Source organism: Burkholderia sp. MSh2 (assembly GCF_000731655.1).
Lineage (GTDB): Bacteria > Pseudomonadota > Gammaproteobacteria > Burkholderiales > Burkholderiaceae > Burkholderia > Burkholderia paludis.
In genome coordinates this window covers 169,620-195,729 of record NZ_JPGM01000012.1, presented here as the reverse complement: position 1 = coordinate 195,729, position 26,110 = coordinate 169,620, and the positions used below count along the sequence as shown (strand labels likewise).

Annotated in this window: 27 protein-coding genes and 1 pseudogene; 15 read left to right on the top strand and 13 right to left on the bottom strand. The window is 68.9% G+C overall.

All coding sequences use genetic code 11. The features are described 5' to 3' along the window. The first annotated feature begins 187 nt into the window (after positions 1–187). The 3 genes from GQ57_RS09770 to GQ57_RS09760 are packed head-to-tail and all read left to right on the top strand — an operon-like array spanning position 188 to position 3,187. Positions 188–1,426 carry an ABC transporter substrate-binding protein gene (locus GQ57_RS09770; protein WP_031399220.1) on the top strand — a complete coding sequence of 413 codons (1,239 nt, stop codon included), beginning with the start codon at positions 188–190 and terminating at the stop codon, positions 1,424–1,426. Positions 1,427–1,460: 34 nt separating this feature from the next. Further along, positions 1,461–2,330 carry a carbohydrate ABC transporter permease gene (locus GQ57_RS09765; RefSeq protein WP_031399219.1) on the top strand — a complete coding sequence of 290 codons (870 nt, stop codon included), beginning with the start codon at positions 1,461–1,463 and terminating at the stop codon, positions 2,328–2,330. After that, positions 2,327–3,187 (top strand): carbohydrate ABC transporter permease, encoded by an 861-nt coding sequence (locus GQ57_RS09760; protein WP_031399218.1) that lies wholly within the window; start codon positions 2,327–2,329, stop codon positions 3,185–3,187. The genes GQ57_RS09765 and GQ57_RS09760 overlap by 4 nt, the downstream gene beginning before the upstream one ends. Before the next feature lie 32 nt (positions 3,188–3,219). Here GQ57_RS09760 and GQ57_RS09755 read toward each other — a convergent pair whose 3' ends face one another. After that, positions 3,220–4,242 carry a LacI family DNA-binding transcriptional regulator gene (locus tag GQ57_RS09755; protein WP_034197730.1) on the bottom strand — a complete coding sequence of 341 codons (1,023 nt, stop codon included), beginning with the start codon at positions 4,240–4,242 and terminating at the stop codon, positions 3,220–3,222. Positions 4,243–4,248: 6 nt separating this feature from the next. On the opposite strand from GQ57_RS09755, the gene GQ57_RS09750 reads away from it, so the two are divergent. After that, positions 4,249–5,169, top strand: coding sequence for a phosphatidylinositol-specific phospholipase C (locus GQ57_RS09750; protein WP_152603226.1), 921 nt, complete (start codon positions 4,249–4,251; stop codon positions 5,167–5,169). On the opposite strand, the gene GQ57_RS09745 is transcribed toward GQ57_RS09750, so the two are convergent. Then, positions 5,166–6,131, bottom strand: coding sequence for an alpha/beta hydrolase family protein (locus tag GQ57_RS09745; protein ID WP_031399215.1), 966 nt, complete (start codon positions 6,129–6,131; stop codon positions 5,166–5,168). The two genes, GQ57_RS09750 and GQ57_RS09745, sit on opposite strands and share 4 nt — an antisense overlap. A gap of 82 nt (positions 6,132–6,213) precedes the next feature. Continuing rightward, a complete protein-coding gene (locus GQ57_RS43025; RefSeq protein WP_160257515.1) occupies positions 6,214–6,357 on the bottom strand; it encodes a hypothetical protein in 144 nt (47 codons plus the stop codon). Positions 6,358–6,601: 244 nt separating this feature from the next. Between GQ57_RS43025 and GQ57_RS09740 the strand changes: the two genes are divergently transcribed. Then, on the top strand, positions 6,602–7,129 hold the full coding sequence (locus tag GQ57_RS09740; RefSeq protein ID WP_031399214.1) for a GNAT family N-acetyltransferase: 528 nt from the start codon (positions 6,602–6,604) through the stop codon (positions 7,127–7,129). A gap of 18 nt (positions 7,130–7,147) precedes the next feature. Here the strand turns inward: GQ57_RS09740 and GQ57_RS09735 are convergent, their stop codons facing one another. The 5 genes from GQ57_RS09735 to GQ57_RS09715 all read right to left on the bottom strand — a co-directional run bounded on the left by GQ57_RS09735 (position 7,148) and on the right by GQ57_RS09715 (position 10,448). Beyond that, a complete protein-coding gene (locus tag GQ57_RS09735; protein ID WP_034197728.1) occupies positions 7,148–8,209 on the bottom strand; it encodes an alkene reductase in 1,062 nt (353 codons plus the stop codon). A gap of 79 nt (positions 8,210–8,288) precedes the next feature. Beyond that, entirely contained in the window at positions 8,289–8,597 is a 309-nt protein-coding gene (locus GQ57_RS09730; RefSeq protein WP_031399212.1) for an ArsR/SmtB family transcription factor, read from the bottom strand. Positions 8,598–8,782: 185 nt separating this feature from the next. Next, on the bottom strand, positions 8,783–9,106 hold the full coding sequence (locus tag GQ57_RS38135) for a hypothetical protein (protein WP_052001191.1): 324 nt from the start codon (positions 9,104–9,106) through the stop codon (positions 8,783–8,785). Between the two features lie 88 nt (positions 9,107–9,194). Next, the gene (locus GQ57_RS09720; RefSeq protein WP_031399211.1) at positions 9,195–9,614 is read right to left on the bottom strand and encodes a tautomerase family protein; all 420 of its coding nucleotides are present in this window, start codon (positions 9,612–9,614) and stop codon (positions 9,195–9,197) included. A gap of 42 nt (positions 9,615–9,656) precedes the next feature. Next, the gene (locus GQ57_RS09715) at positions 9,657–10,448 is read right to left on the bottom strand and encodes an SDR family NAD(P)-dependent oxidoreductase (protein ID WP_031399210.1); all 792 of its coding nucleotides are present in this window, start codon (positions 10,446–10,448) and stop codon (positions 9,657–9,659) included. Positions 10,449–10,609: 161 nt separating this feature from the next. Here GQ57_RS09715 and GQ57_RS09710 point away from each other — a divergent pair, with 161 nt between their 5' ends. Then, positions 10,610–11,116, top strand: coding sequence for a winged helix-turn-helix transcriptional regulator (locus GQ57_RS09710; protein WP_031399209.1), 507 nt, complete (start codon positions 10,610–10,612; stop codon positions 11,114–11,116). Between the two features lie 34 nt (positions 11,117–11,150). On the opposite strand, the gene GQ57_RS09705 is transcribed toward GQ57_RS09710, so the two are convergent. After that, complete coding sequence (locus tag GQ57_RS09705; protein WP_235215042.1) at positions 11,151–11,888, bottom strand: carboxymuconolactone decarboxylase family protein; 738 nt, start codon at positions 11,886–11,888, stop codon at positions 11,151–11,153. Positions 11,889–11,943: 55 nt separating this feature from the next. Between GQ57_RS09705 and GQ57_RS09700 the strand changes: the two genes are divergently transcribed. From GQ57_RS09700 to GQ57_RS09670, 6 genes and pseudogenes are all read left to right on the top strand, one after another. Further along, positions 11,944–12,255, top strand: coding sequence for a winged helix-turn-helix transcriptional regulator (locus GQ57_RS09700; protein WP_031399207.1), 312 nt, complete (start codon positions 11,944–11,946; stop codon positions 12,253–12,255). An 83-nt stretch (positions 12,256–12,338) separates the two neighbouring features. After that, positions 12,339–13,013: an HAD family hydrolase gene (locus GQ57_RS09695; protein ID WP_031399206.1), complete on the top strand. Its 675-nt coding sequence runs from the start codon at positions 12,339–12,341 to the stop codon at positions 13,011–13,013. A gap of 74 nt (positions 13,014–13,087) precedes the next feature. Then, positions 13,088–13,936: a helix-turn-helix domain-containing protein gene (locus tag GQ57_RS09690; protein ID WP_034197727.1), complete on the top strand. Its 849-nt coding sequence runs from the start codon at positions 13,088–13,090 to the stop codon at positions 13,934–13,936. A 39-nt stretch (positions 13,937–13,975) separates the two neighbouring features. Continuing rightward, positions 13,976–14,464 carry a Dabb family protein gene (locus GQ57_RS09685; protein WP_034197726.1) on the top strand — a complete coding sequence of 163 codons (489 nt, stop codon included), beginning with the start codon at positions 13,976–13,978 and terminating at the stop codon, positions 14,462–14,464. 337 nt (positions 14,465–14,801) lie between these two features. After that, entirely contained in the window at positions 14,802–15,959 is a 1,158-nt protein-coding gene (locus tag GQ57_RS09675) for an alpha/beta fold hydrolase (protein ID WP_031399202.1), read from the top strand. Between the two features lie 121 nt (positions 15,960–16,080). Further along, a pseudogene (locus GQ57_RS09670) lies at positions 16,081–17,049 on the top strand (D-2-hydroxyacid dehydrogenase family protein); the annotation flags it as partial. Positions 17,050–17,323: 274 nt separating this feature from the next. Here the strand turns inward: GQ57_RS09670 and GQ57_RS09665 are convergent. The 3 genes from GQ57_RS09665 to GQ57_RS09655 all read right to left on the bottom strand — a co-directional run bounded on the left by GQ57_RS09665 (position 17,324) and on the right by GQ57_RS09655 (position 19,878). Continuing rightward, positions 17,324–18,460: a patatin-like phospholipase family protein gene (locus GQ57_RS09665; RefSeq protein ID WP_034197723.1), complete on the bottom strand. Its 1,137-nt coding sequence runs from the start codon at positions 18,458–18,460 to the stop codon at positions 17,324–17,326. 106 nt (positions 18,461–18,566) lie between these two features. Next, complete coding sequence (locus GQ57_RS09660) at positions 18,567–18,908, bottom strand: cupredoxin domain-containing protein (RefSeq protein ID WP_031399199.1); 342 nt, start codon at positions 18,906–18,908, stop codon at positions 18,567–18,569. Positions 18,909–18,933: 25 nt separating this feature from the next. Continuing rightward, a complete protein-coding gene (locus tag GQ57_RS09655; protein WP_031399198.1) occupies positions 18,934–19,878 on the bottom strand; it encodes a metallophosphoesterase family protein in 945 nt (314 codons plus the stop codon). A gap of 255 nt (positions 19,879–20,133) precedes the next feature. Between GQ57_RS09655 and GQ57_RS09650 the strand changes: the two genes are divergently transcribed. From GQ57_RS09650 to GQ57_RS09640, 3 genes are all read left to right on the top strand, one after another. Beyond that, complete coding sequence (locus GQ57_RS09650; RefSeq protein WP_034197722.1) at positions 20,134–21,723, top strand: inorganic phosphate transporter; 1,590 nt, start codon at positions 20,134–20,136, stop codon at positions 21,721–21,723. Positions 21,724–21,803: 80 nt separating this feature from the next. Then, a complete protein-coding gene (locus GQ57_RS09645; protein WP_031399196.1) occupies positions 21,804–23,555 on the top strand; it encodes an ABC transporter permease in 1,752 nt (583 codons plus the stop codon). A gap of 11 nt (positions 23,556–23,566) precedes the next feature. Further along, complete coding sequence (locus GQ57_RS09640; RefSeq protein ID WP_034197721.1) at positions 23,567–24,913, top strand: ABC transporter ATP-binding protein; 1,347 nt, start codon at positions 23,567–23,569, stop codon at positions 24,911–24,913. Positions 24,914–24,940: 27 nt separating this feature from the next. Here GQ57_RS09640 and GQ57_RS09635 read toward each other — a convergent pair whose 3' ends face one another. After that, on the bottom strand, positions 24,941–25,819 hold the full coding sequence (locus tag GQ57_RS09635) for a MurR/RpiR family transcriptional regulator (protein ID WP_031399193.1): 879 nt from the start codon (positions 25,817–25,819) through the stop codon (positions 24,941–24,943). Positions 25,820–26,110 lie beyond the last annotated feature (291 nt).

Here is a 26,110-nt window from a genome sequence, read left to right as displayed (position 1 = left end):
GCGTGCCGGAACGGGCGACCGGGCGGGGCGGCGGGGCGCGGCCGCCGCTTATCCCGCCGCCTGCCATAAATTCTTAACGATCGGTGTGAACAATGGCGTTCGCTTCAGGCGGCCAGAAGCGTCGCCCGCGTTGCACACGTGTGCAACGCCTGGCCGTCCCGCCACCACGCCGAACGAGAGAGACCTCATGACCCTGCTGAGCCGCCTGCGCGCGCTGTCCGCCGCCCTCGCGCTGTCCTTTGCCGCCACGCACGCCGCCGCCGCGGATCTCGTCATCGCCGGTCGCGACGACATCTATGGCAAGGGGTTGGCCGACGCCGTCGCCGGCTTCAACAAACTGCACCCGGGCACCGAGATCGAGCTGCTCAAGCTGCCGAACGCTAACCTGTACCAGAAGCTCAAGCTGTCGATGCGCGAAGGCACCGGCGCGTACGACCTCGTGATGATGGACGACACGTGGGCGCCCGAATTCATCGGCAACGGCTGGCTCAAGCCGCTGCCCGCGTCGCTCGCGGACGCCGATCTCGTGCCGTCCGCCGTCGCGCTCGGCCGCAATGCGGCGGGTGCGCTGTACGCGCTGCCGATCGTCGGCAACGTCGAGATGTTCGCGTACCGCAAGGACCTGCTCGCCAAGTACAAGCTGCAGCCGCCGCGCAACTGGGACGACGTGCTGAAGATCGCGCAGACCGTCGGCGGCGCGGACAAGAGCGTGTCGGGCGTCGTGTTCCGCGGCACCAAGGGCAACCCGGTCGTGACCGGCTTCCTGCCGATCCTGTGGGCCTACGGCGGCGACGTGTTCGACCATGCCGGCAACGTGACGATCGATTCGCGCGAGGCGCAGGCCGCGCTGAAGACCTTCCTCGCGCTGAAGGCGTCCGCGCCGAAGGACGTCGACGTGTACGGCGCGGCGGAAGTGCGCGACGCGCTGCAGCGCGGCACGGCCGCCCAGTCGATCGAAGTGTGGCCGGCGTGGGTGCCGGCGCTCGACGATCCGAAGCAGTCGCGCGTGGTCGGTCAGATCGCGCTGCAGCCGCCGCCCGGGCAGACCGCCGGCCCGGCGCCGATGCTCGGCATCTGGCAGATGGGCATTCCGAAGGATGCGCCGCACGCGAAGCTCGCGCAGGACTTCCTCGTCTACCTGACGGCGCGCGACACGCAGGCGCGCCTGGCCGGCATCGGCATTCCGCCGACCCGCCGCAGCGTGTTCAACGATCCGGCGCTGGTGCGCCAGTACCGCTGGTATCCCGATCAGCTGAAGGCGCTCGAGGCCGGCCGCGCGCGGCCGCGCGTGAAGGACTGGCAGCAGGTCGAGAGCATTCTCGGCGACCAGCTGCAGCTCGCGCTGACCGGGCAGGCCGCGCCCGACGCCGCGCTGCGCCAGGCGCAGCAGAAGATCGCGCAGGCCATGGCCGCGGCCGGCAAGTGACGGCCCGTCCCGCCCCGTCGTCCGGAGGCCGCGCATGAAAGCCTTCGGCCGCAGCCTGCCGTTCGTCGCGCTGCTCGGGCCCGCGCTGCTGGTGCTCGCCGCGCTCGCGCTGTATCCGGTCGTGCAGGTGCTGATCGATTCGTTCTGCCAGGTCGACTACGCGGCGGGCCGCCGCGCGTTTGCGGGGCTCGCGAACTATCGCGCGGTGCTCGGCGACGACGCGTTCGCGGCCGGCTTCGGCAACACGCTGCGCTTCACGGTCGTCGCGTCGCTCGCCGAGGTCGCGCTCGGCTTCGGCCTCGCGCTGCTGTTCGTGCGCGCGTTTCCGGGGCGGCGCATCGCGCTGCCGCTCGCGATCCTGCCGATGATGCTGTCGACGCTGGTGTGCTCGGCGATCTGGCGCAACTGGCTGAATTTCGACGGTTTCCTGAATGCGCTGCTCGCGACGGTCGGCATCGACGGCGTGCGCTGGCTGTCCGATCCGCATCTCGCGCTGTGGTCGCTCGCGCTCGTCGACGTCTGGCAGTGGACGCCGATGGCGTTCCTGATCGTGCTCGCGGGGCTGCAGTCGATCCCGCAGGAACTGTACGAGGCCGCGCGCACCGACGGCGCGAGCGAGTGGCAGTGCCTGCGCGACGTCACGCTGCCGCTCGCGGCGCCGCAGATCGGCCTCGCGCTGCTGCTGCGCTCGATCGACACGTTCAAGCTGTTCGACAAGGTCTATGCGCTGACGGGCGGCGGCCCCGGCAATGCGACGCAGACGCTGTCGACCTATATCTACGACACGGGCTTCCGCTTCTTCAACGTCGGGCCGGCGAGCGCCGCGTCGGTGCTGATGCTCGCGGCGTCCGCACTGCTGGTCTCGGGGTACGTATGGCAGACGGTTCGGAAGCGGCGCGCATGACGGCGCGCCCCGCAGGCATTGCGCCCCCGCGAACGGGCGCCGCATTCGGTCGCGCGCTGCCGTGGGGGTTGCGCATCGTCGCGCTCGCGCTGTTGCTGCTGCCATGTTTGTGGATGGCCGGCGCGGCGTTCATGCCGACCCTCGAACGCCTCGATCATCCGTTGCGGATCTGGCCGGCCGCGCCGACCTTCGAGCATTTCGCGTCGGTATGGTCCAACGGCATCGGTGCGCCGCTGTTCAATTCGCTGCTGGTCGGCTTCGGCACGACGCTGATCGCGCTGGCGCTCGCGTTTCCGGCCGCCTACGCGCTGGTGCGACTGCGGTTCCCGGCGCGGCTCGACCTGCTGTTCCTGGTGCTCGTGCTGGCGTTGAAGCTGATGCCGCCGATCACGATCGCGGTGCCGCTGTTCGCGCTCGCGAAGCGGCTGCACCTGCTCGATTCGATGCCCGGCCTGATGCTCGCGTACCAGATCTATGCGTTGCCGATGGCGATCTGGATGCTGCTCGCGTTCGTGCGCGACGTGCCGGTCGACTACGAAGAGGCGGCCTGCATCGACGGCGCGGGGCTGGCGCGACGACTCGTGCAGATCGTGCTGCCGCTGTGCGCGCCGGGGCTGATCGCGACCGCGATCTTCGTGTTCATCGCCGCGTGGAACGAGTTCCTGATCGCGTTGCTGTTCGTGTCGACGCCGAGCCGATTCACGCTTCCGCTCGCGATCGCGGGCTACGTGACGGAGAACGGCATCGACTGGGGCGACCTGATGAGCGCGGGGCTGATGGCGTCGCTGCCCACGCTGGCCGTGGCCGGCTATGTGCAGCGCTACCTGTTGCGCGGGTTCGCGGGCGGGCTGAAGTGACGCGCGGCGACGCCGCGCCCCGATCCGCGCTGTTACGCGCAACTGGCCCGCACCACCTGCATGACCGGCACGACGCGCGTGCGCGACGGGCCGTCGAACGTCTGCATCCGGTCGGCAAGCAGGTCGGCCGCCGCCTGCGCGAGGCCGCGGGTGTCCTGCCGGAGCGTCGTCAGCCGGTAGGCGTCGTATTCGGCGGCCGGAATGTCGTCGAAGCCGATCACGCGCAGGTCGTCCGGCACCCGCAACCCGAATTCGCCGCGTGCGGCGTCGATCACGCCGAGCGCGAGCAGATCCGACGAGCAGAACACGCCGTCGGGCCGCGCGCCGCTCGCGAACATTCGCCGCGCGGCATCGATTCCGCTTGCGTGGGTGTCGGACGGCGTGTCGATCACGCACGCGAGCGTCGCGTCGAACGCGTCGCCGCGCCCGATCGCCTGCTCGAACGCGGCGGCGCGCGACCGCGCGCTGTAGCTCGCGTCGCGCGGCCCGACGAATGCGAGCCGGCGCGCGCCGGCCCGCACGAGACGCTGGGCTGCGTGGGCGGCGCCCGCCGCGTTGTCGCTGACGACGATATCCGCGCCCGGCAGGTCCGCTTCGCGGTTGATCATCACGACCGGGATCCGGTGTTCCAGGTACTGCTGCGCGACCGACAGCGGCGGCGACGCGGACGTCATCACGAGGCCCGCGATCCGGTAGCTGAGCAACTGTTCGAGCGATTGCCGGACCTGGCGCGGATCTTCGGCGTTGGTGACGAGCGGCGTGAGCGCGCGCTGCCCGAGCGCGGCCATCAGGTCCGACAGCAGCCGCGCGCGGAACGGATTCTCGAACCCGGCCGTCACGACGCCGATCATGCTGCTGCGCTGCGTGATCATGTCGCGCGCGATCAGGTTGACCTGATAGCCGAGCGCGCGCGCGGCGACCATCACGCGTTCACGCGTCTGCGGCGCGATACTTGCCGTCGGCGAGAAGGCGCGCGACACCGCGGAGCGCGAGACGCCGGCCCGCGCCGCGACGTCCGACGCGGTGACCCACGGTTTTCTTTCCTTGTCATTCATCGATTCATGATCCCTTCGAGCCACGATACGTGCATGCCGCCTGCCGACTGGATGTCGGCGCTCGACGACGCGCGGCCGCTGCATACGCTGACCCTACCGGGCAGCCATGACACCTGTGCGTATACCGTCGACGATCTGCTCGTGCGCACGCAGCGCGCGCCGCTCGACGCGCAGCTCGCGCACGGCGTGCGGCTGCTCGACATCCGCTGCCGGCACGTGCGCGACGCATTCGACATCCATCACGGCGGCATCGCGCTCGGCATGACGTTCGACGACGTGCTGGAGACTTGCGCGCGGTTCCTCGATGCGCATCCGCGCGAATGCATCGTGATGTCGGTCAAGGACGAGTGGCCGGCGCACGCGTGCACGCGCGGTTTCGACGCGACCTTCGACGCGCATCGCGCGCGGCATCCGCGGCTGCGCTGGCACGCCGGCGGCACGCTGCCCGCGCTCGGCGACGTGCGCGGCGCGATCGTGCTGTTGCGGCGCTTCCGCAGCGGCCGGCCGCTCGGCATCGACCTGACCGCGTGGCCCGACAACGCGACGTTTACGATCGACCATCCCGACGGCGCGTTCGTGATCCAGGACGAGTATCGCGTGCCGGTGGCCGCGTCGATCGGCTGGAAGTGGCGGGCGATCGACGCGCTGCTGACGGACCTGCCGGCGCCGGACAGCGGCCGCTGGGCGATCAGCTTCTGCAGCGGCACCGGGATGGGGGCGAATCCGTCGGTGGTCGCGCACGGCGACGGCAGGGTGCGGGGCATTCATGCGCGGCTCGCCGAGCGATTGCGCGAGCGGCCCGGCCCGCATGGCGCGATGCTGCTCGATTTCTGCGACGATGACGACTGGGCGCTCGTGCGCGCGCTGATCGCGTGCAACGCTTACGCGCCGGCGCCCGGTGCGTGGCGCCGGTCGTTTCGCTGCTAGTGCAGATTCGCGGTGAAGAATGCGAGTGCGCTGGCGTCGAGTGTCCGGTGAAATGCGATGCGATCGAAGTCGCCGGCATCGATGCACACGCGCGGCGATATCTTTTTCAATGCGTCGGAACACGGCGCGACGAACGCGAAATGCGCCGCGTGCCGAACGACGTGAAATTCCGGCCGCTGCGGCAACAGGCCGGCCAGCGCCGGGACGGTGGCCGGCTCGACGCCGTCGCCGCCTTCCTCCGATGCCCAGAGCTGGATCGGCGCGTGAATGTCCTTCACCGTGTCGGCGGTCGGGAATTCGTCGAGCGGATCGGCCAGCACGTACGCCTTGATGCGCGGGTCGCGTGTGGGGGGCGGGAGGGCAAGGTCGCGGTCGCGAATCTGCCGGCAGATAAGCCAGGTCGGGTCGGTGCAGGCGACCGGCGCGTGCACGTAATCGGGATTGCCGCCGGCCAGCACGAGCCCGGTATAGCCGCCGCGCGAGAAACCGAAGAAGCCGATCCGGGCGGGATCGATTCGAGCGGCGTCTGCCGAGCTGGCGAGCATGTAGTCGACCAGGCGCTTCATGTCGACGGGGCGCTCGGCGAATTCGTGAATGTCGGCCTGATGGCTCAAGTCGAGCGCCGTGTCGCCGGGATGGTTGATGGCCGCGACCACATAGCCCGCGTCCGCGAGCGTTTCCGCGAGGTCGTGATGGCCGAGGAGCGTGCCCGCGTGCCCGTGCGAGATCACGACGAGCGGCAGCTTGTCGCCGACGGTCGGGCAGTCGCGCTGTCCTTTCACTTCGAAGGGGCCGATCGCGAGCGTCTGCGCGGGTTCCGCGCAAGGCGTCCACACGACCGCCTTCAGTTCGGGCCCGCCGGCGTCGGCCGGGATCCGGACGAACTTGATGCCGGCCGCATGCGCGACCGAGGCTGACAGGCAGAGCAGGACGGCCGATACGGTCGACAGCCAGTTTTTCACGGTGAAATCCTCCGGAGCAACGATGCGACTGCGGTTGCGGGTCGCCGGCCACGCGCCGGCCTGCGATGCAGGGATACGACGATCAGTGCGCGTCGCCGATCGTGATGCAGAAATGCAGCCGGTCCGTCGTGTCGGGATGTGCGTCGTGCCAGGCCTGCGCGTCGGACACCATCGTGCTGCGGCAGAACCCGGCGGCATCCGCAGGCGGCCAATCGGCGAGACACACGGTGCCTTGCGGCGCGGTGTCTTGTCATGCTGGCTTTCGGGCGACTGTCCTGACGCAGGCAACCTCGTGCGTACAGGAAATTTCGATCCGGTCCGATCGCGATCTCCCTCACGACGCGCAATACCGCAGGCCCGGCGTCAACCGCTTTCCCGTTCTGATCGAGCGCGGCGCGCGTGGTGTTCGAAACGTATGAGGTTTCGATTATAGTGACGGCCGTTCCAGCCTGTCCGCCTGAATTGCCGTCATGACTGCACCGATCCTGATTCGCCCCGCCACGCGGGAAGACGCGGCCGCGATGGCCGCCGTGGAAGTCGCCGCCGCGCAGCGGTTTCGCGAGATCGGCATGGCCGGCATCGCCGAAGCCGGGCCGACCGATCCGGACGCCGTGCTCGCGCGCATCGACCGCGGCCACGCGTACGTGGCCGTCGACGCGCTCGGTGCGTGCGTCGGGTTTGCGTTCTACCGGCCGCTCGATGCGCAGCGGCTTTATCTGGAGGAGCTGGATGTCGCGCCGTCGCATGCCGGACAGCGCATCGGCGCACGCCTGATCGAACAGGTGGCGGCGCGCGCGGCGCAGGACCGCATCGCGCAGGTCGTGCTGTCGACGTTCCGCGACGCGCCGTGGAATGCGCCGTACTACGCGCGCCTGGGTTTCAGGATCGTCGACGCCGCCGCGCTCGACGACGCGCTGCGTGCGATCCGCGCGCACCACGTCGAGCTCGGGCTCGACGAGACGCGGCGCGTATTCATGTGCGCGGACGTGCGCAGCTGAACACGCGCCGCCCGGCCGTCAGGCCGCGTCGCTCAGCGCCGGGTAGTCGGTGTAGCCCGTTTCGCCTTCCGCGTAGAAAGTCTCCGGCACCGGCTTGTTGAGCGGTGCGCCGAGTTCGAGGCGGCGCGGCAGGTCGGGGTTCGCGATGAACAGCTTGCCCCACGCGATCGCGTCGGCGGTGCCGTTCGTCAGCGCGGCCTGCGCGGTGTCGGGCGTGAACTGCTCGTTCGCGATCAGCGGGCCGCCGAACGCTTCCTTCAGGCGCGGGCTCAACTGGTCGCCCGAATACGATTCGCGCGTGAAGATGAACGCGATCTTGCGGCGGCCGAGTTCGCGTGCGACATGGCCGAACGTCGCCGCCGGATCGGAGTCGCCCATCGTGTGCGCGTCGCCGCGCGGCGCGAGGTGTACGCCGACGCGGCCGGCGCCCCACACGTCGATCGCGGCGTCGACCGCTTCGAGCAGCAGGCGCGCACGGTTCTCGACCGGGCCGCCGTACGCATCGGTGCGCCGGTTGGTGCTGTCCTGCAGGAACTGGTCGAGCAGGTAGCCGTTCGCGCCGTGGATCTCCACGCCGTCGAAGCCGGCGGCCTTCGCGTTCTCGGCGCCCTTGCGGTATGCGGCGACGATGCCCGGGATCTCGTCGAGTTCGAGCGCGCGCGGCGTCACGTACGGGCGCTGCGGGCGCACGAGGCTGACGTGGCCGCCCGCGGCGATCGCGCTCGGCGCGACCGGCAGGTCGCCGTTCAGGAACACCGGGTCGGAAATCCGGCCGACGTGCCAGAGCTGCAGCACGATGCGCCCGCCGGCCGCGTGCACGGCCCGCGTGACCTGCTTCCAGCCTTCGACCTGCTCGTCGGACCAGATGCCCGGCGTGTCCGCATAGCCGACGCCCTGCGGCGTGACCGACGTTGCCTCGGTGATGATCAGGCCGGCCGTTGCGCGCTCGGCGTAGTAGCGGGCCATCAGCGCGTTCGGCACGCGTGTCGCGCCCGCGCGGGAGCGGGTGAGCGGCGCCATCACGATGCGGTTCGGCAGGTTCAGGTCGCCGAGGGTAACGGGATCGAACAGGGTGGGCATGGCAGATAACCTCTTCACGAAAGGCGGGGCCGCGTGCGTCACGCACGGCGGAGGCCCGCATGGCCGGTTCGGCCGTTGGCTAGAGTTCGCGGCGCAGGGCGTCGTGAAATGCGTCGATGACGGCCTCGTTGCGCTGGAAGAACGCCCACTGGCCGATCCGCGTCGACGTCACGAGCCCCGCGCGCTGCAGTGTCGCGAGGTGCGCGGAGACGGTCGATTGCGACAGCCCGCAGCGCGCATCGATCTGGCCCGCGCAGACGCCGTGTTCGTACGGCAGCGTCTGGTGCGGGAAATGCACGTCCGGCGTTTTCAGCCAGACGAGGATTTCCCGGCGCACGGGGTTCGAGAGCGCTTTCAGGATCGCTTCGATGTCGAGTTCGGTCGGCATGGATGGGTGGGGCGTTTCGGTCGGGCAAACGGGTATCGTCGATGGGCGAATCTTATATCGGAACTTGACGATATGTTTGAAAGCACTGCCGGCAATGGGGTTGATAGCGAAACGCGATTGCGGGGACGGAGCAGGGACGTGCGTGAAGGCGGGGCGGAGCCGCCCCGCCGCGGAGCTGGCCGCCTTCAGGCCGGCAGGCCGAGGATCTCGTAGCGCCCTTGCGTCGCGTCGACGTGGCCGAGCGTGTCGAGCACGCGTATCACGGGCGGATGGCCGTACACGCGCTCGACCATCGCCTTGTACTCGTCGCCGTGCCAGCGCTCGGCGGCTTCGCGGGTGCGCCACACGTACACGCCGCCGCCTTCGTGCGTGGCCGGATCGTAGAAGTACCACTTGTGCAGCAGGTCGGGGTTCAGCGCCCACTTCACGGCGGTCGTTTCATAGCGGTTCCGCAGCGTGGCGAGGTCGACGTCGGGCTGCAGCTTGAACAAGACGATTTCGGTGATCATGGCAGTGCTTCCTGTCGCGAATCGTGAGGATGCGGCGAAGATGCGGCGGGGCGCGGAGCCGCGCGGTGCGCCCCGGATGCCGCGCCGTTCAGTACGGCGACGGCCGGTTTTCCGTGCGCCATTTGAGATCGGCCGGCGTGCCCGGTCGCGGCGGGCGCATGCCCTCGATCGCCCAGAGCCCGAACGGCGTTTCGCCGATATGGATTTCCCAGCGCAGGCCGCGTTCGCCGATGAACGGCGCGAGGCGCTGGCCGACATGGTGCATGAATCGCGCCTGCTCGGCGGGATCGTCGATCTGCCGCGCGATGTGATCGACCCGGATCCGCACGAAGTCGCCGGTCGGCTTGCCGCCGATCAGGAACGACGCGGGCGGCAGCGGCTGAAACAGCACGTTCACGTAGAAGCGCGGCAGGAATCCGTCGTAGAAGCCGACGATGCGTTCGGCGATCTCCAGCTTGTCCGCGTCGGTGTAGGCGAGTTCGGGATGGTAGATGTTCCAGAGCGGCATGGATGTTCCTCGGTGCGTGAGAAGAAGGGGGCGGGCGTCGCTTTACGCGGCGCTGTAGCGCGCGGCGGGCAGGCCGTCCCGCGTGACGGCGTGCAGGAGGTTGCCGCGCGCGCCGTCGAACTGCTGCCACGCGCCGAGGTCGTGGAGCGTCGGGAAGCAGACGGATTCCTCGTGATCCAGTGCATGCAGCGCCGTGTCGACGAGCGTTTCCGGCGTCATGAACAGCGAGTCGGGGAACGGCGCGGACGCCTTGCCGAAGAATTCCGTGCGCACCGGCCCCGGCATGACGGCCTGCACCGCGACGCCGCGCGGCGCAAGCTCGGCGTGCAGCGACCGCGTGAAATTGAGCACATACGCTTTCGAGCCGCTGTAGCCGCCCGCGCCGGGCACCGGCATCAGCGTGACGATCGATCCGATGTTCACGATCAGCCCGCGCCCGGCCGCGCCGCAACGGCGCGCGGCCGCGAGCGAGAGCCGGGTCAGCGCGAGCACGTTGACGCGGATCATCGCGTCGACGGCCGCCGGATCGACCGACGCCGACAGGCCCAGCGCGCCGAGCCCCGCGGCATTGACGACGCCGGCGAGATCGACGGTGCCGTCGATCAGCGCCTCGACCCGCGCGACGCCCTCCTGGGTCGACAGGTCGGCGGCGACGGCCTCCGCGTCGCATCCGTAGGCGGACTGGAGCCGGTCGGCGAGCGCGGCGAGACGTTCGCGCCGGCGCGCGACCAGGATCAGGTCGTAGCCGCGCGCGGCCAGACGATCCGCATAGACCGCGCCGATGCCCGACGACGCGCCGGTTACGACGATCACACCTCGATTTTCCTGCTTCATGTACGAACCTCCTGGAAGGATGGGCTGGCAAGATTTTTGATAACTCTTATTATTAGAGTAAGTGTGAGACGATGTGCCGTCAAGCGGGGCCAGATGCGATACGATTGGCGCCGCGCGCGCGGACCTGTGCGGCGCATCGAAGTCAGGAAAGGTGATTCGCGATGAAATCCAAGAGTTTTGACGGCATGACCTGTTCGATCGCGAGCGTGCTCGACGCGCTCGGCGATCGATGGAGCTTGCTGATCGTGCGCGATCTGGCGCTGGGGCTGGCGCGCTACGACGATCTGCATCAATCGACGGGCGTGACCCATGCGACGTTGTCCGACCGCCTGAAGGCGCTCGAGGGCAGGGGGCTGATCGAGCGCCGGCTGTATCAGTCGCGCCCCGAGCGGTACGAATACCACCTGACGCAGCGCGGGCGGGACATCGGCATCGTGCTGATGGCGCTCGCGCAGGTCGGCGACGCCTGGGGGCTGGCGGAATCGAAGGCGCCGCCGCTGTGCTTCACGGAGGCGCGCTCGGGGCATGCGGTGCGGCTGGCGGCGGTCGATGCCGAGACGGGCAAGCCGGTCGACATGGCGGACCTGCGGGTGGAGGCCGGGCCGGGTGCGGACGACATCATGCACTGGCGGCTCGAGAAGACGCGCGCGCGGCGCAACGCGTCGTGACGAGCGAGTCGTGCGTGCGCCGCCGGCGCGCGGTTCATGACGGAAACCGCGCGGCGCCGGGCTCCGGCGGCAGGCGCAGCCCGTTCGTGAGGTAGCTGACGGTCCGGTAGAAGCCCGCGAGCATCAACAATTCGAGTAGTGCCTCGTCGCTGAACCGCGGGCGCAGTTCGTGCCACAGGTCGTCGTCGACGTCGCAATGCAGGTGGAGCGTGTCGCACAGCCGGATCAGCAGGCGGTCGGCGTCGTTCCAGCAGGTATCCAGGGCCGAGCCGACGGCCAGCGAGCGAACCTGTTCGCGGGTCAATCCCGCTGCCGGAGAAAACACGGAGACATGCACGCCCCATTCGTATTCGGACCGGCACAGCGCGGTGGTGCGGTCGATGACGATCTCGCGTTGGCGGATGTCGAGATGGCCCTTGTCCAGCAGGCCGGCGGCAAAGAACTTCGTGAACAGGCGCGCGTCGCGCGCCAGCGTGGTGAACAGCCGCAGCGGCGGGCGGCCCCGCATGACCCGGTCGATCGACGCGGCGATGTCGGGGGCGAACGGCGGTACTGCGCATGCGATGCGTTGAGTCATGTGAACTCCTCCGTGCACGTGGCGAGCGCGTGTCAACGAGCGCAGTCGCCGATGGCCGAGCCGGTAGCGTAGGCTGCGTGCTTTAAAAAGTAAAGCGCGGATGAGAAAAATGACGCTTGCCTGCGGGGCCGCTTGCGTGCGACAGTGCATCACCGCGTTGACGCAGCGCGGCGTTTGCTTTAAAAAATACAGCATGACTACACCCAGGATCGGACAACGCGTCCGCGGATCGAAGACAGGGCGGCCCATCATGGTCGTGCTGGATCTGCTCGGGCGGCGTACGACGCTGCGCATCCTGTGGGAGCTGCGCGGCGAGCCGCTCACCTTCCGCGCGCTGCAGGAAGCCTGCGACACGAACACGCGCCTGCTCAACATGCGGCTGGCGGAGCTCAGGGCGTCGGGCCTCGTCGAGCACGGCGAGGGCGGCTATGGCATGACCGCCGAGGGCCGCCGGCTCGAAGCGGCGCTGCAGCCGCTGCTGGGTTGGGCAAGACAATGGGCGAAGCGCGACCCGGAAGGGTTCGAGGCGGCCGATCGCGAGCAGTCCGGCGACGCGCGCTGACCGATCGACACGCCGGCGCGCATCGCGACGTCAATCCGGTTCATGCGGTGCGCATGAGCCATTTTTGTTTGCGGAGTCCTTTCATGTCTGTTCGGGCCGTCATATTCGATTTCGATCTGACGCTGGCGGATTCGTCCGCCGCGATCGTCGAGTGCACGGAATACGCGTTGCACCGGCTGGGCGCCGCCGGCGCGACGCCGGCGCAGATCGGCGCCGTGATCGGGCTGCCGCTGCACGAGATGTTCCGCTCGCTGACGGGGGAAGCCGACCCGGCGCGGGCCGACGCGTTCGCGCGTCACTTCGTGGCGCGCGCCGACGAGATCATGGTCCAGGGCACCCGCATCTATCCCGAGGTGCCGCCGCTGCTCGCGCGCTTGCGCGAGCAGGGCCTCGCGGTCGCGATCGTTTCGTCGAAGTTCCGCTACCGGATCGAGGCGATCCTCGCGCTGAACGCATTGCAGTCGTCCGTCGACGTGCTGGTCGGCGGGGAAGACGTGCAGCGCCACAAGCCCGATCCGGAAGGGCTCGTATTGGCGCTGGCGCGGCTTGGCCTGCCGGCCCGCTCCGCGATCTACGTGGGCGATCACGCGGTGGATGCGCAGGCGGCGGAGCGGGCGGGCATGGCGTTCGTCGGCGCGGTGAGCGGCATGACGTCATCCGACGGATGGGCGCGCGCGGGCAAGCAGTCGGTCGCCTCGCATATCGGCGAACTGGACGCGATCGTGCGCGAAATGCAGCGCGACTCTTCCGCAGCATAGGGCCGGCACGGCCGCGGGCAGCGCAGGCGCGCCGCGCGAGCCGCCCCCGGCCATCGCCGACAAGGACACCGAGCATGCCTCGCACCGCGACTTTCGACATGCGCGTCGATCATCGTCTTCCCGCCGCGCCGCTCCGCGCGCTCATCGATCGCTACTGGAGCTGGGACGGCGCGGGCATGCCGTCGCCGGCGTTGCTGCCCGTCATGCCGGGGCCCGGCGGCATGGAGATCTTCTTTCATTTCCACGCACCGTTCGAGCGCCGCTCCGTCGACGGGGCGTGCGTGCAGGCGTTGCCGCACGCGCATGTCGCGTGCGTGCGCGGCGCACCGATCCGGTTCGCCACGCCGGCGGCGCCCGGATTCGTCGCCGTGCGCGTGCGGGCGGGCGCCATTCCGAGGCTGACCGGCCTGCCCGCGACGGAGCTGGCCGATTCGGTCGTGTCCGCCGAGGACGTGTGGGGCCCGCCCGCGGCGGAGCTGGCCGAGCGCATCGCGCTCGGCGCCGGCGCGGCCGAACGCGCGGCCCTGCTCGACGATTTCTTTCTCGCGCAATTGCGCAAGCCGTCGCGCGGCAGCCGCATCGACGACGCCGTCGCGGGGCTGCTGCGGGGCGATCCGGCGCGGATCGCCGACGTCGCGGCCGCGGCCGGCCTGTGTCGCCGTCAGCTCGCGTATCGCTTCCGCGCGGCGACGGGCTCGTCGCCCGTGTGCTTCAGGCGGCTCGCGCGGCTGCAGCGCGCGCTGCGGACGATCGTGCTGGCGTCGCCGGATCGTTCGCTGACGGATCTGCTCGACGCCGGCTATGCCGACCAGGCGCATCAGACGCACGAATTCCGCGCGCTGACCGGGTTCAGTCCCGGCGAGGTGCGGCGCGCGGCGCTCGCCGGACATGCGCATTTCTACAATGCGGCGTGGCCGCGCTAGCGAATACTGGGCGTCCATTCATTTCGTACAGGAGCCGCCATGGACGCCAGCCTCACGCTTGCCGAAGCCGATCGCCAACCCGCCGCCGAGAGGCTCGGGGATGAACTCCGACAGGTCGGGGTGCGGGCGTTTACGGCGGCCGGCTACCGGGTCGGCACGGTTCGCCATCTCGTGCTGCTGCGTTTCGCGGAGCGCGTACCCGAATCGCTGCAGCGCGAGGCCGTCGAGGCATTCCTGGCGCTGCGCGACAGTTGCGTGCGCGACGGCCGGCCGTACATCCTGTCGATCGAGCACGGGCTGCAGGGCAGCGGGGAAGGGGCGGATCGCGGCTTCGAGCACGCGTTCCTGCTGAGCTTCGCTTCCGAGGGCGATCGCAACTACTATGTCGGCGAGCCGGTGGTCGACGATCCGGCCTTCTACGACCTTCAACACCATGCATTCAAGGCGGATATCGGTCCGCTGCTGGACCCGCAGCACGTGCTGGTGTTCGACTACACGCTCGCCGGTGCGCCGGGCGGGCAGGCGTGATGCGCTGATCGCGGCCGTCGATCCGGATGCGCCGCGGCATCCGCCGATGCCGCGGCATGCGGGCCGTCTGCGATGGAAGCGCGGCGCCTTTCCGGGCGAGCCGCCGGCCTGCGCGATCGCGCCCGACCGGACGGCGCGGACCGTGCGCGGCCGGCGATCCGGGGCGAGGTCGCCCGGTTGGCCGCCGGGATATCGGTGCGGGTGACGGGGCGCCGCCGGCCCGAGGCAACCGCCCAGCGGGCGGCCGGACGGACGGCTTTTCGCAACCGTCCGGCAATGCGCGACGGATTCTGCGACGATCGTCGTTAAAGTGATATCCGTCACCCGATCCGTCACCATGTCACCCATGTCCGTCGCCTTCGCCAGATTCCTGCCCTCGCGCGCGCTGCCGGTTGTCCGGGCGCTGTCGTGCACGCTGTCGCTCGCGGTTGCCGCAGCCGGCCTGCTGGGCGGCGCGCCCCCGGCCGACGCCGCCACGCAGCGCGAACGCCTCGACGCACCGGTCAAGGCCGTCGCCGACCAGCGTCTGGCCGTCGATACGCCGCAAGGCGGCGCGGTGCTGCCCGTCTACGCCGATCGCCCGCTCGACCAGGCCGCGCCCGACGTCACGCGCGTCTTCATCGTGATTCACGGCACGCTCCGCAATGCCGACGCGTACTATGCGTCGGGGCTCAAGGTGGTCGAACAGGCCGGCGCGGCCGGCCAGGGCACGATGGTCGTCGCGCCGCAGTTCCTGACGCGCGCCGATACGCGCGCGTTCTCGTTGCCCGCGCAGACGCTGGCCTGGACGCAGGAAGGATGGAAAGGCGGGGACGCCGCCCGTCAGCCGGGGCCGGTCAGTTCGTTCGCCGCGCTCGACGCGTTGCTGGCGCATTTCGCCGACCGCAGCCGGTATCCCGCGTTGTCGACCGTGGTGGTGATCGGGCATTCCGCCGGCGCGCAGTTGCTGCAGCGTTACGCGGTGGCCGGGCGCGAGGGCGACGCGCTGGCGCGCGGCGGCATCGCCGTGCGCTATGTGGTCGCGAACCCGTCGAGCTACGTGTATTTCGACGACGAGCGGCCGGACGGCCAGGTGCTCGCGGGCGGCGCCTGCCCGCGCGCGACGGAGTGGAAATACGGGCTGAAGTCGGCGCCGCCGTACGTCGCGTCGCAGGATGTGCGCGATCTCGAGACGCGCTATGTCGCGCGCCATGTCGTGTACCTGCTCGGCCAGGCCGACACGAACCCTTACACCCATTTCATCGACCGTTCGTGCGCGGCGATGGCGCAAGGCCCGTACCGGCTCGCGCGCGGGCTCGCGTATTTCGACTACCTGAAGAAGCGGCATCCGGCCGATCTCGCGCAGCAGGTCGTCGAAGTGCCGGGCGTGGGGCACGACAATCTCGGCATGTTCACGTCCGCCTGCGGGCAGGCCGTGCTGTTCGGCCAGGCGTTGCCCTCGTCGTGTCCGGTCGTCGCCGGCACCGCACCGGAGGCACGCACGGAATCGCCGTAAGCCGGCTCGCAATCCTCGCGGCGAAGGCGATCGATCAGAAAAATGCAGGAATCGACAAGATAATTTCATTTCCCTGCGGGGCGCTCCCGGTTCAGGATGACGACGTTGCCGGGAGCGCCCCATGAACATCACGATCCTCGACGATTATTTCGACACGCTGCGCACGCTGCCGTGCTTCCGCAAGCTGGACGGGCACGCGGTCACGGTCTGGAACGACCACGTGCAGGATGTCGACGTGCTGGCGGAACGCCTGCGCGACACCGAAGTGCTGGTGCTGATCCGCGAACGCACGCAGATCCGCGCGCCGCTCGTCGCGCAATTGCCGAAGCTGCGGCTGATCAGCCAGCGCAGCGTCTATCCGCACATCGACATCGATGCGTGCACCGCGCACGGCGTGATCGTGTCGTCGAACCAGCACGCCGGCACGCCGTCCCATGCGGCGGCCGAGCTGACGTGGGGCCTCGTGCTCGCCGCGATGCGCCGGATTCCGCAGCAGATGCGCGCGCTGCAGGCCGGCCGCTGGCAGATCGGCGTCGGGCGGACGTTGCGCGGGCGCACGCTGGGGATATACGGCTATGGCCGGATCGGGGCGGAGGTTGCCCGGTACGGCGCCGCGTTCGGGATGAACGTGCTGGTCCTGGCGCGCGAAGCGTCGCTGCAGCGTGCGCGCGACGACGGGTGGAACACGGCCCCGGACAAGCGTGCGTTCTTCGAAACCTGCGACGTGCTGTCGCTGCACATGCGGCTCGTGCCGGCCACGCGCGGCATCGTGACGGCCGACGATCTGGCCCGGATGAAACCCGGCGCGCTGTTCGTCAACACGAGCCGTGCGGGCCTCGTCGCGCCGGGCGCGCTCGAGGCGGCGTTGCAGGCCGGCCGGCCCGGGATGGCGGCGGTGGACGTCTACGAGACGGAGCCGCTGCGCGATCCGCGGCATCCGCTGTTGCGTTGCCCCGATGTCGTGTGTACGCCGCACATCGGCTACGTGACCGAGGACGAATACGAGACGCAGTTCTCCGATGTGTTCGACCAGATCGTGTCCTTCGCGGCCGGGCAGCCGATCCACGTGGTCAACCCGGAGGTGCTCGCGCGCGACACGGCGTCGATCGAGCCGCTGATCCTCGACCTGCTCGAATGGATCGGGCGCGGCACGCGGCCCTACGAAGAAGTGATCGATGCGTGGCGGACGTCGTGCCCGCGCCTGCCGGTATGGGAGGAAGCCTGCGCGCGCGGCTACGTGATCCGGCACCCCGCGCATGGCGGTGGGGCCCTGGTCGAGGTCAGCGCGGCCGGCCGCGCGCGCCTGCAGGCCGCTCGCGGCTGAGCGCGGCGGCCCGGCCGGCGTGCGGCGGCGGCGCCGCGCGTCATGCGGGCTGTTGCGTGCCGGGCGGTGCGCTGGCGTCGAATACCGTCAGGCCTTCGGTCGGGTCCGTCGGCAGGTCCCACGGACGGGCGGCAATGGCCCGCTGCGCGGCCTCGTAGCCGGCCTGCCGGCGGGCGGCGATGCCTTCCGGCGTGAAATCGATGTCCTTCAACTGATTGTCGCCGGCGAGCCGCGGCGCCGCGAGCTTGACCAGATGCATCGTGGTTTCGCATCCCCACGCGGCCAGCCGGTGCACGGCGGGCGACGCGCGTTCGGCTTCCGGCACGTGCCGCACCAGTTCGCGGATTACATGACGCAGCCGGTGGATCTGCTGCTGGCGTGCGATGTGGCTGTCGGTGCGGCTCGCGTACTGGATGTCCTTCTGCCGCTCCGACACCTGCCAGATGCTTTCGGGCTCGGGGCCGGCCGGATTCCACACCTGTACCGAGAAGATGATCGAATTGCGGCGCGGGTTGTCGTCGAGCACCACTTCGACCGGCGTATTCGAATACACGCCGCCGTCCCAGTACGGCTCGCCGTCGATCCGGATCGCCGGGAACGCGGGCGGCAGCGCGCCCGAACTCATGATGTGTTCGAGTCCCAGCCGGGTCTCGCGCGAATCGAAATAGCGCATCGTGCCCGTGCATGCGTTGACCGCGCTGACGGTCAGGCGCGGGCGGCCCGCGTTGAGCAGGTCGGGCTCGATCAGCGACGCGAGCGTGTCGCGCAGCGGCGCGATCCGGTAATACGACGCGCGATCGACGCCGAGGCGCACCATCGGCCCGAACCACGACGCCGGATTGGGCTGGAAGAACCCCGCGATGCCGCCGCCGATGATCATCAGCTCGGCCAGCGTCCGGTCCCAGCCGGGCAGCAGCGGGGCGTCGAAACGGGTCCGTTCGGTCACGCGCTGCCAGAACGCCGACAGCCTTTCGTAGCGCCGCTCCGGCGGATTCCCGGCGATCAGCGCCGCGTTGATGGCGCCGATCGACGTGCCCACCACCCAGTCTGGCCGGATGCCGGCTTCGTCCAGCGCCTGAAAGACGCCGAGCTGGAACGCGCCCAGTGCGCCGCCGCCCTGGAGCACCAGCACGACCTGCCCGGGAAGATCCATGCGTGCCGGCTGGCTTGCGGTCATGGCGTGCCTCGCTGTGTATGACGGTGGGTCGGAGCCGAACGGTTCGATTCAGTTTAGGCGATCGGCGGCGGGGGGCGCTCGCCGCGCGCCCGCGTGATGCGCCGCGTCATTCGACGGTGATCGTCTCCTTCATGAACGGATGAATTCCGCAGAACACCTTGTAGACGCCGGGCTTGTCGAAGCGGAACGAGTAGGTCTCGCCCTGGTCGAGCGCCTTCGAGTGGAAGAGGCCGGCATCGTTGACGACGGTGTGCGGCTCGCCGTCGAGGTTCTTCCACGTGACCGTCGCGCCGGCCTTGATCGTGGTCGACATCGGCGAGAACATGAAATTGCGGATCGTCACGAGCGGGCCGTCCTGGCCTTGCGCGAACGCGGTGAGCGGCGCGCCGGCGGCGGCCACGCACAGGAGCAGCGCCGCGACGGCGCCGGTGGGCTTGAAGCGGGTCATGTCGGTCTCCTCGAGCAGCGGCGCATCAGGCCAGCGTCGCGTCGTGCAGCGCCGAAGCGGCGGGGTGGCCCGCGAATTCGACGGTCGTCACGCCGAGCATCGCGGGCAGCCGGTCGCGCGGCACGGTCAGCGGGACGGGGCCCGGGCCGTTGCCGGCCGTCGGCTGCGGGAACGCGGTGGAGCGCGCCGTGTGGAACGTCACGTTGCCCTCGACCTTCGACACGATCTGATGAATGTGCCCGTTCAGCACGGTGACCGACCCGAAGCGGCGCAGCAGCGCCATCGTCTGCGGCGCGTCGCCGGTTCCCCAGCCCCACGGCTCGTAGACGGTCCACATCGGCATGTGCGAGAACACGACGATCGGCGTGCTCGACGTGCGGCCCTCGAGATCCCGCGCGAGCCACGCGAGCTGATCGTCGCCGAAGCTGCCGAGCCCGTTCGGCTTGAAGTGCATCACGTTGACGAGGCCGATGAAATGCACGCCGGCGTGATCGAAGCTGTAATAGCCGCGATTGTCCGACGCCTTGCCGAACCGGCCGAAGTACTCGGCGCCCGAGCCGTCGGTGACGTCGTGCTCGCCCGGCACCGTGTGCAGTTCCGGCACGCGCAGCGCCGACAGGAGCTGCGATGCCCGGTCGAATTCCTCCGGCTTCGACAGGTGTGTGATGTCGCCGGTATGGATGGCCAGCGCGGGCATGGCCGGCATCGCGTTGACGAGTTCGATCGTCTGCCGCAGCGTGGCCGCCACGTCGGGATTCGCTTCCTTGTTGAAGCCGATGTGCGTATCGCTGATCTGCACGAACAGCGGCCGGCCCGCGTCGGCCGGGCGGGCGTCGCCGGTCTGCGCGAGCGCGAGGTCGAACGGCGTCAGGATGCCGCCCGACAGCGTGAACAGCGTGCCGAGCCCGCCGAAGGCCATGCATTGCAGGGCCTTGCGGCGCGACGGGCGGGTGGGGGTCGATGAAGACATGTGAGCCTCGCAATCGTATGACGGAACCGGACGGCCGGATCGTCCTGGAATAAGCCGGCGCCTTCGCCTGCGATACCGGCGCGGCAGCGGATTTATTCCCGCGCGTTACACGGCCGGATGCCCGTGTCCGGGGCCTGCGCGGGCATGCGGGACGTCGGGGTCACGTACCGTCAATGTCCTGTAAGTGACACGTCACATTTACGTCACGATCGACCGATAGCCTGCCACTCCGAGTTACCTCTCCGGAGCCCCTTCATGCCGAATCTCGCGGCAACGGAAGCCGGCGGCGCAGTCAGCAGCCGCACGCGCAGCATCAGCCTTGCCCTGTTTTTTCTGATCATTGCGTGCGGCATCGTCTATGTCGGCAGTCATCTCGTCTCCGACCTCAGTCCCGTCAAGGAAAGCTCGGTCCTCCCGTTCCTGCTGCTGATCGTCGCGCTGCTGATCGCGCTCGGCTTCGAATTCGTGAACGGCTTTCACGACACCGCGAACGCGGTCGCGACCGTCATCTACACGCATTCGCTCGATCCGCACCTGGCGGTCGTCTGGTCGGGCCTCTGGAACCTGTGCGGCGTGCTCGTGTCGAGCGGCGCCGTCGCGTTCGGCATCGTGCAGCTGCTGCCGGTCGAACTGATCCTGCAGGTCGGCAGCGGCGCCGGCTTCGCGATGGTGTTCTCGCTGCTGATCGCGGCCGTCACGTGGAACCTCGCGACCTGGTATTTCGGGCTGCCGTCGTCGAGCTCGCACACGCTCGTCGGCTCGATCATCGGCGTCGGCCTGATGAACCAGATCGTCAACGGCCCGTCGGGCACCAGCGGCGTCGACTGGAACCAGGCGCTCGGCGTCGGCAAGGCGCTGCTGTTCTCGCCGCTCGTCGGCTTCGTGCTGTCGGCGCTCGTGCTGCTGCTGCTGAAGGCGCTCGTGCGCGTGCCCGCGCTGTACCAGGAGCCGAAGGGCAGCAAGCCGCCGCCGTTCTGGATCCGCCTGCTGCTGATCCTGACCTGCACGGGCGTGTCGTTCGCGCACGGCTCGAACGACGGGCAGAAGGGCATGGGGCTCATCATGCTGATCCTGATCGGCGTGATGCCGACCGCGTACGCGCTGAACAAGGCCGTGACGCCCGACCAGGCGAGCACGTTCGTCGCGGTGGCGCGCCATGCGTCCACGACGCTGGCCAGGTACGCGGACCCGGCCGAGCAATCCGCGCATCCGCGCGCCGACGTCGAGGCATACGTGCGCACGCACAAGCTGACGCCGGCGACGATTCCCGCACTGGGCAAGCTCACCGACACGATCGCCGACCAGGTCGCGCAGGCCGGCGGAATCTCGAGCGTGCCGCAGAACCTCGTCGACAACGTGCGCAACAACATGTACGTCGCGTCCGAGGCGATCCGGCTGATGGAGAAGGCGAAGGCGCCGGCGTTCTCGGTCGAGGACGCGAGCGTGCTCGACGCCTACAAGCAGCAGATGGACCGCGCGACGAAGTTCATCCCGACGTGGGTGAAGGTCGCGGTGGCGATCGCGCTCGGTCTCGGCACGATGGTCGGCTGGAAGCGGATCGTCGTGACCGTCGGCGAGAAGATCGGCAAGTCGCACCTGACCTACGGGCAGGGCGCGTCGGCCGAGGCCGTCGCGATGCTGACGATCGGCATGGCCGACGCATACGGGTTGCCGGTGTCGACGACGCACGTGCTCGCGTCGGGCGTAGCCGGCACGATGACGGCGAGCGGCTCGGGCCTGCGCTGGGATACCGTGCGCAACCTCGTGCTTGCCTGGGTGCTGACGCTGCCCGCGTCGATCGCGCTGTCTGCCGCCCTGTACTGGGCGCTGCACGGACTGTTCTGACCGCGCCGGGGGGCGCGACGTCCGGCCGTGCGGCACGCGGCCGGTCCCATCGATTTTTCATTCAACACAAGACGCTACCGATGGATATCAGTTTCGATCCGAACCGCACCGCGAACGCCTCGGCGTGGCGCGTGCTACCCAACCGCTGGGATGCCGTCGCGTTTCCGCTGATCATCTGCCTGCTCGCGATGACGATCATCGGCTTTCACCAGACGATGGCGCCGATCGGCGTGCTGCAGACGCAGAAGATCTCGCTCGATCCGTCGAACCTGCCCGAATATGCGCTGCGCACCACGTTGCGGATGCTCGCGGCGATGGTCGCGTCGCTCGTGTTCACGCTGATCTACGGCACGCTCGCGGCCAAGAGCCGCCGCGCGGGCATGGTGCTGATCCCGATCCTCGACATCCTGCAGTCGGTGCCGGTGCTCGGCTACATCTCGTTTACGGTCACGTTCTTCATCGCGCTGTTCCCGGGGCGCGTGCTCGGCGCGGAGCTCGCGGCGATCTTCGCGATCTTCACGAGCCAGGCGTGGAACATGACGTTCAGCTTCTACCAGTCGCTGCGCACGGTGCCGCGCGACCTGCACGAGGTGTCGCGCGGCTTTCACCTGACCGCGTGGCAGCGCTTCTGGAAGCTCGAGGTGCCGTTCTCGATGCCGGGCCTGATCTGGAACATGATGATGTCGATGTCGGGCGGCTGGTTCTTCGTCGTCGCGTCGGAGGCCATCACGGTCGGCAACCAGACCATCACGCTGCCGGGGATCGGCGCGTATCTCGCGCAGGCCATCTCGGACAAGAACCTCGGCGCGGTCGGCTGGGTGATCGTCGCGATGACGGTCGTGATCCTCGCGTACGACCAGCTGCTGTTCCGCCCGCTCGTCGCGTGGGCCGACAAGTTCCGCATGGAAAACACCGCATCGGGCGACGCGCCGCAATCCTGGCTGCTCGACATGATGCGCCGCACGCACCTGATCCATCAGCTGCTCGTGCCGGCCGGCTGGCTGCTGTCGCAGGCCGCCCGCGTGCCGCTGCGCCTGCCGTCGTTCAAGGGTGTCGTGGCGCGCGGCCCGGTCAGCCGCCGGTCGTCGCGGATCGGCGACGTCGTCTGGGGCGTGCTGGTGATCCTGCTGACCGTATACGTCGTGTGGCGCGTCGTCACCTTCGTGGCGACCGGCGTGACGATGACCGAGGTCGGCCACGTGTTCGTGCTCGGGCTCATCACGCTGCTGCGCGTCCTGTTGCTGATCCTGATCGCTTCGGTGATCTGGGTGCCGCTCGGCGTGTGGATCGGGCTGCGCCCGGCGCTGGCCGAGAAGATCCAGCCGCTCGCGCAGTTCCTCGCCGCGTTCCCGGCGAACCTGCTGTTCCCGGTGTTCGTGATCGTGATCGTCCGCTTCCACCTGAACGCGGACATCTGGCTGTCGCCGCTGATCGTGCTCGGCACGCAGTGGTACATCCTGTTCAACGTGATCGCGGGCGCGATGTCCTACCCGAACGACTACAAGGAAGTGACGAAGAACTTCCATATCCGCGGCAAGCAATGGTGGCGGCAGGCGATCCTGCCCGGCATTTTCCCGTACTACGTGACGGGCGCCATTACCGCATCGGGCGGCGCATGGAACGCGAGCATCGTGTCCGAGTTCGTGCAGTGGGGCGATACGAAGGTCGTCGCGCACGGCCTCGGCGCATACATCGCGCAAACCACCGCCGCCGGCGACTTCCCGAAGATCATCCTGGGCATCGCCGTGATGTCCCTGTTCGTCACCCTGTTCAACCGTCTGCTGTGGCGCCCGATGTACGCCTATGCGGAATCCCGGCTCCGTCTCGATTGAGAGTAAGCGCGATGCAAAATCCGAATGTTGTGAATGCCCCTGTCCAGACGAACCAGCCCGCCCAGCCGCCGCGTCTCGGTGAGGAGATCCTGCGCGTCGATCACGTCTGCCGCGGCTTCAACAAGTCGCAGGGCGAGCTGCTGGTGCTCGACGACGCGAACCTGTCGCTGCGCGAGGGCGAGATCGTCGGCCTGCTCGGCCGCTCCGGCTCCGGCAAGTCGACGCTGCTGCGGATCATCGCCGGCCTGATCGAGCCGACCGGCGGCGAGGTGTCCTATCTCGGCAAGCCGCTGAACGGCCCGGCCGAAGGCGTCGCGATGGTGTTCCAGACCTTCGCGCTGTTCCCGTGGCTCACGGTGCTGCAGAACGTGGAGGCCGGCCTCGAGGCGCTGGGCGTCGACGCGCGCCGGCGGCGCGAGCGCGCGCTCGCCGCGATCGACCTGATCGGTCTCGACGGTTTCGAGAATGCGTACCCGCGCGAGCTGTCGGGCGGCATGCGCCAGCGCGTGGGCTTTGCGCGCGCGCTGGTGGTCGATCCGACGATCCTGCTGATGGACGAGCCGTTCTCGGCGCTCGACGTGCTGACGGCCGAGACGCTGCGTACCGACCTGCTCGATCTGTGGACGCAAGGGCGCATGCCGATCAAGTCGGTGCTGATCGTCACGCACAACATCGAGGAAGCGGTGTTCATGTGCGACCGCATCCTCGTGCTGTCGTCGAACCCGGGCCGCGTGATCGCCGAGATCAAGGTGCCGTTCAAGCATCCGCGCAACCGGCTCGACCCGGAATTCCGCAAGCTGGTCGACGACATCTACGCGAAGATGACCGCGCGCCCGACCAACGAGGCGACGAAGAAGGGGCTGGAGCTCGGCAGCTGGCTGCCGCGCGTGTCGACCAACCTGATGTCCGGCCTGATCGAGACGCTCGCGATGGCGCCGTACCACGGCCGCGCGGACATGCCGGAAATCGCGCGCACGCTGCATCTCGAGGTCGACGAACTGTTCCCGATCGCCGAAGTGCTGCAGCATCTCGGCTTCGCGGACGTGCGCGAAGGGGACGTGTTCCTCACGCCGCCCGCGCGCGTGTTCGCGGAATTCGGCACGCAGGAGCGCAAGCTGATGTTCGCGGATCACCTGCTGAAGCACGTGCCGCTCGCCGCGCGGATCCGCAAGGTGCTGAACGAGCGTCCGGGCCATCGTGCGCCGCGCGTGCGCTTCGAGCAGGAGCTGGAGGATTTCCTGTCGGACGAAGCGGCCGAGGAAACGCTCGACGCGGTGATCGACTGGGGCCGTTACGGCGAAGTCTTTTCGTACAACGACAAGACCGAAGTGTTCAGCCTCGAGGACGTCGAGAGCTGATGCCCGCGCCTGAATGGCGTGCGATCGTCATTCGGGCAAATCGCGCGGGTAGGTGTCCTGCCCGATGCCGCCGGTATTGAGATCCTCGATCTTCTCCATGCGCTGCCGCGCGAGTTCCGGCAGCCGGTTCGTCACGCCGATCACCAGCGCCTCCGCGAGCGCCAGCGCCGGCACGTTGGTCTGCAGCATCGCGAACGGCCGCCCCTGGATCCGCAGCACGATCTCCGCGAAATCCCCGATCGGCGACAGCCATTCGTCGGTGATCAGCAGGATGCGCGTGCCGAGCCGGTGCGCGGCCTGCGCGAAGCGGATGCTGTCGCGCTGGTAGCGGCGGAAATCGAAAATGACGAGCACGTCGCCGGGCCCCATGTCCGCCAGCGCCACCGACGCGAGGTTCACGTTCGGTTCGACATACTGGACGCGCGGTCGCGCGTAGGCGAGGGTGAACGAAAACAGCGAGGCGAGCGGCGCCGTATAGCGCCCGCCGCCGCAGAAGACGCGAACGTCCGGATTGGCGAGCAGCGCCACGGCCGCGTCGAACGCCGCCGCGTCGAGCCCTTCGATCGTCGCCGCCAGCGATTGCGACAGGCGCTGGAAAATCGCCGCATGACTGTCGCGCATGCCCGACGCCGAGTGGAACGCATCCATCCGCGCGAGCGGCGAATTCATCGCGGTGTCGATCTCGCCGTACAGCGCCTGCTGAAACGACGAGTAGTTCGGAAAGCCGATCCGGACGACGAAGCGGAACACGGTCGGATCGCTGACGTCGGCCTGCTTCGCGAACTGCGCGATGGGCCCCAGCCCGAGGCTGGGATAGCGATCCAGCAACGCCTGCGCAACCTTCTGTTCCGACGGCGTGAAGCTATCCATCTGGGATAACAGCAACGCCCTGATGCTCGTCCCCATCGGGCACTCCGACTTTCTCGATCCGAATGACAAACGGCAGACCCGCGGCCTGCCGGCGACCCCACGCATGTTAGCCGATTGACGTCCGGCGGGCCGCGGACGCGCCGAAATTAGAGGGACGTATCGCAACGGGGGACGGGTTGCCTGGTGATGTAATGAAGCAAACATTGATAAAGACGACATTCGGCGTTTATTCGTTCTTCATTCAGTGATAACCCTAGGTTTTGACGAAAAAATGCCGATGCTATGATCGCGGCCTCGCGGGAATGTATGGTTTGTTACAAGCCGGAT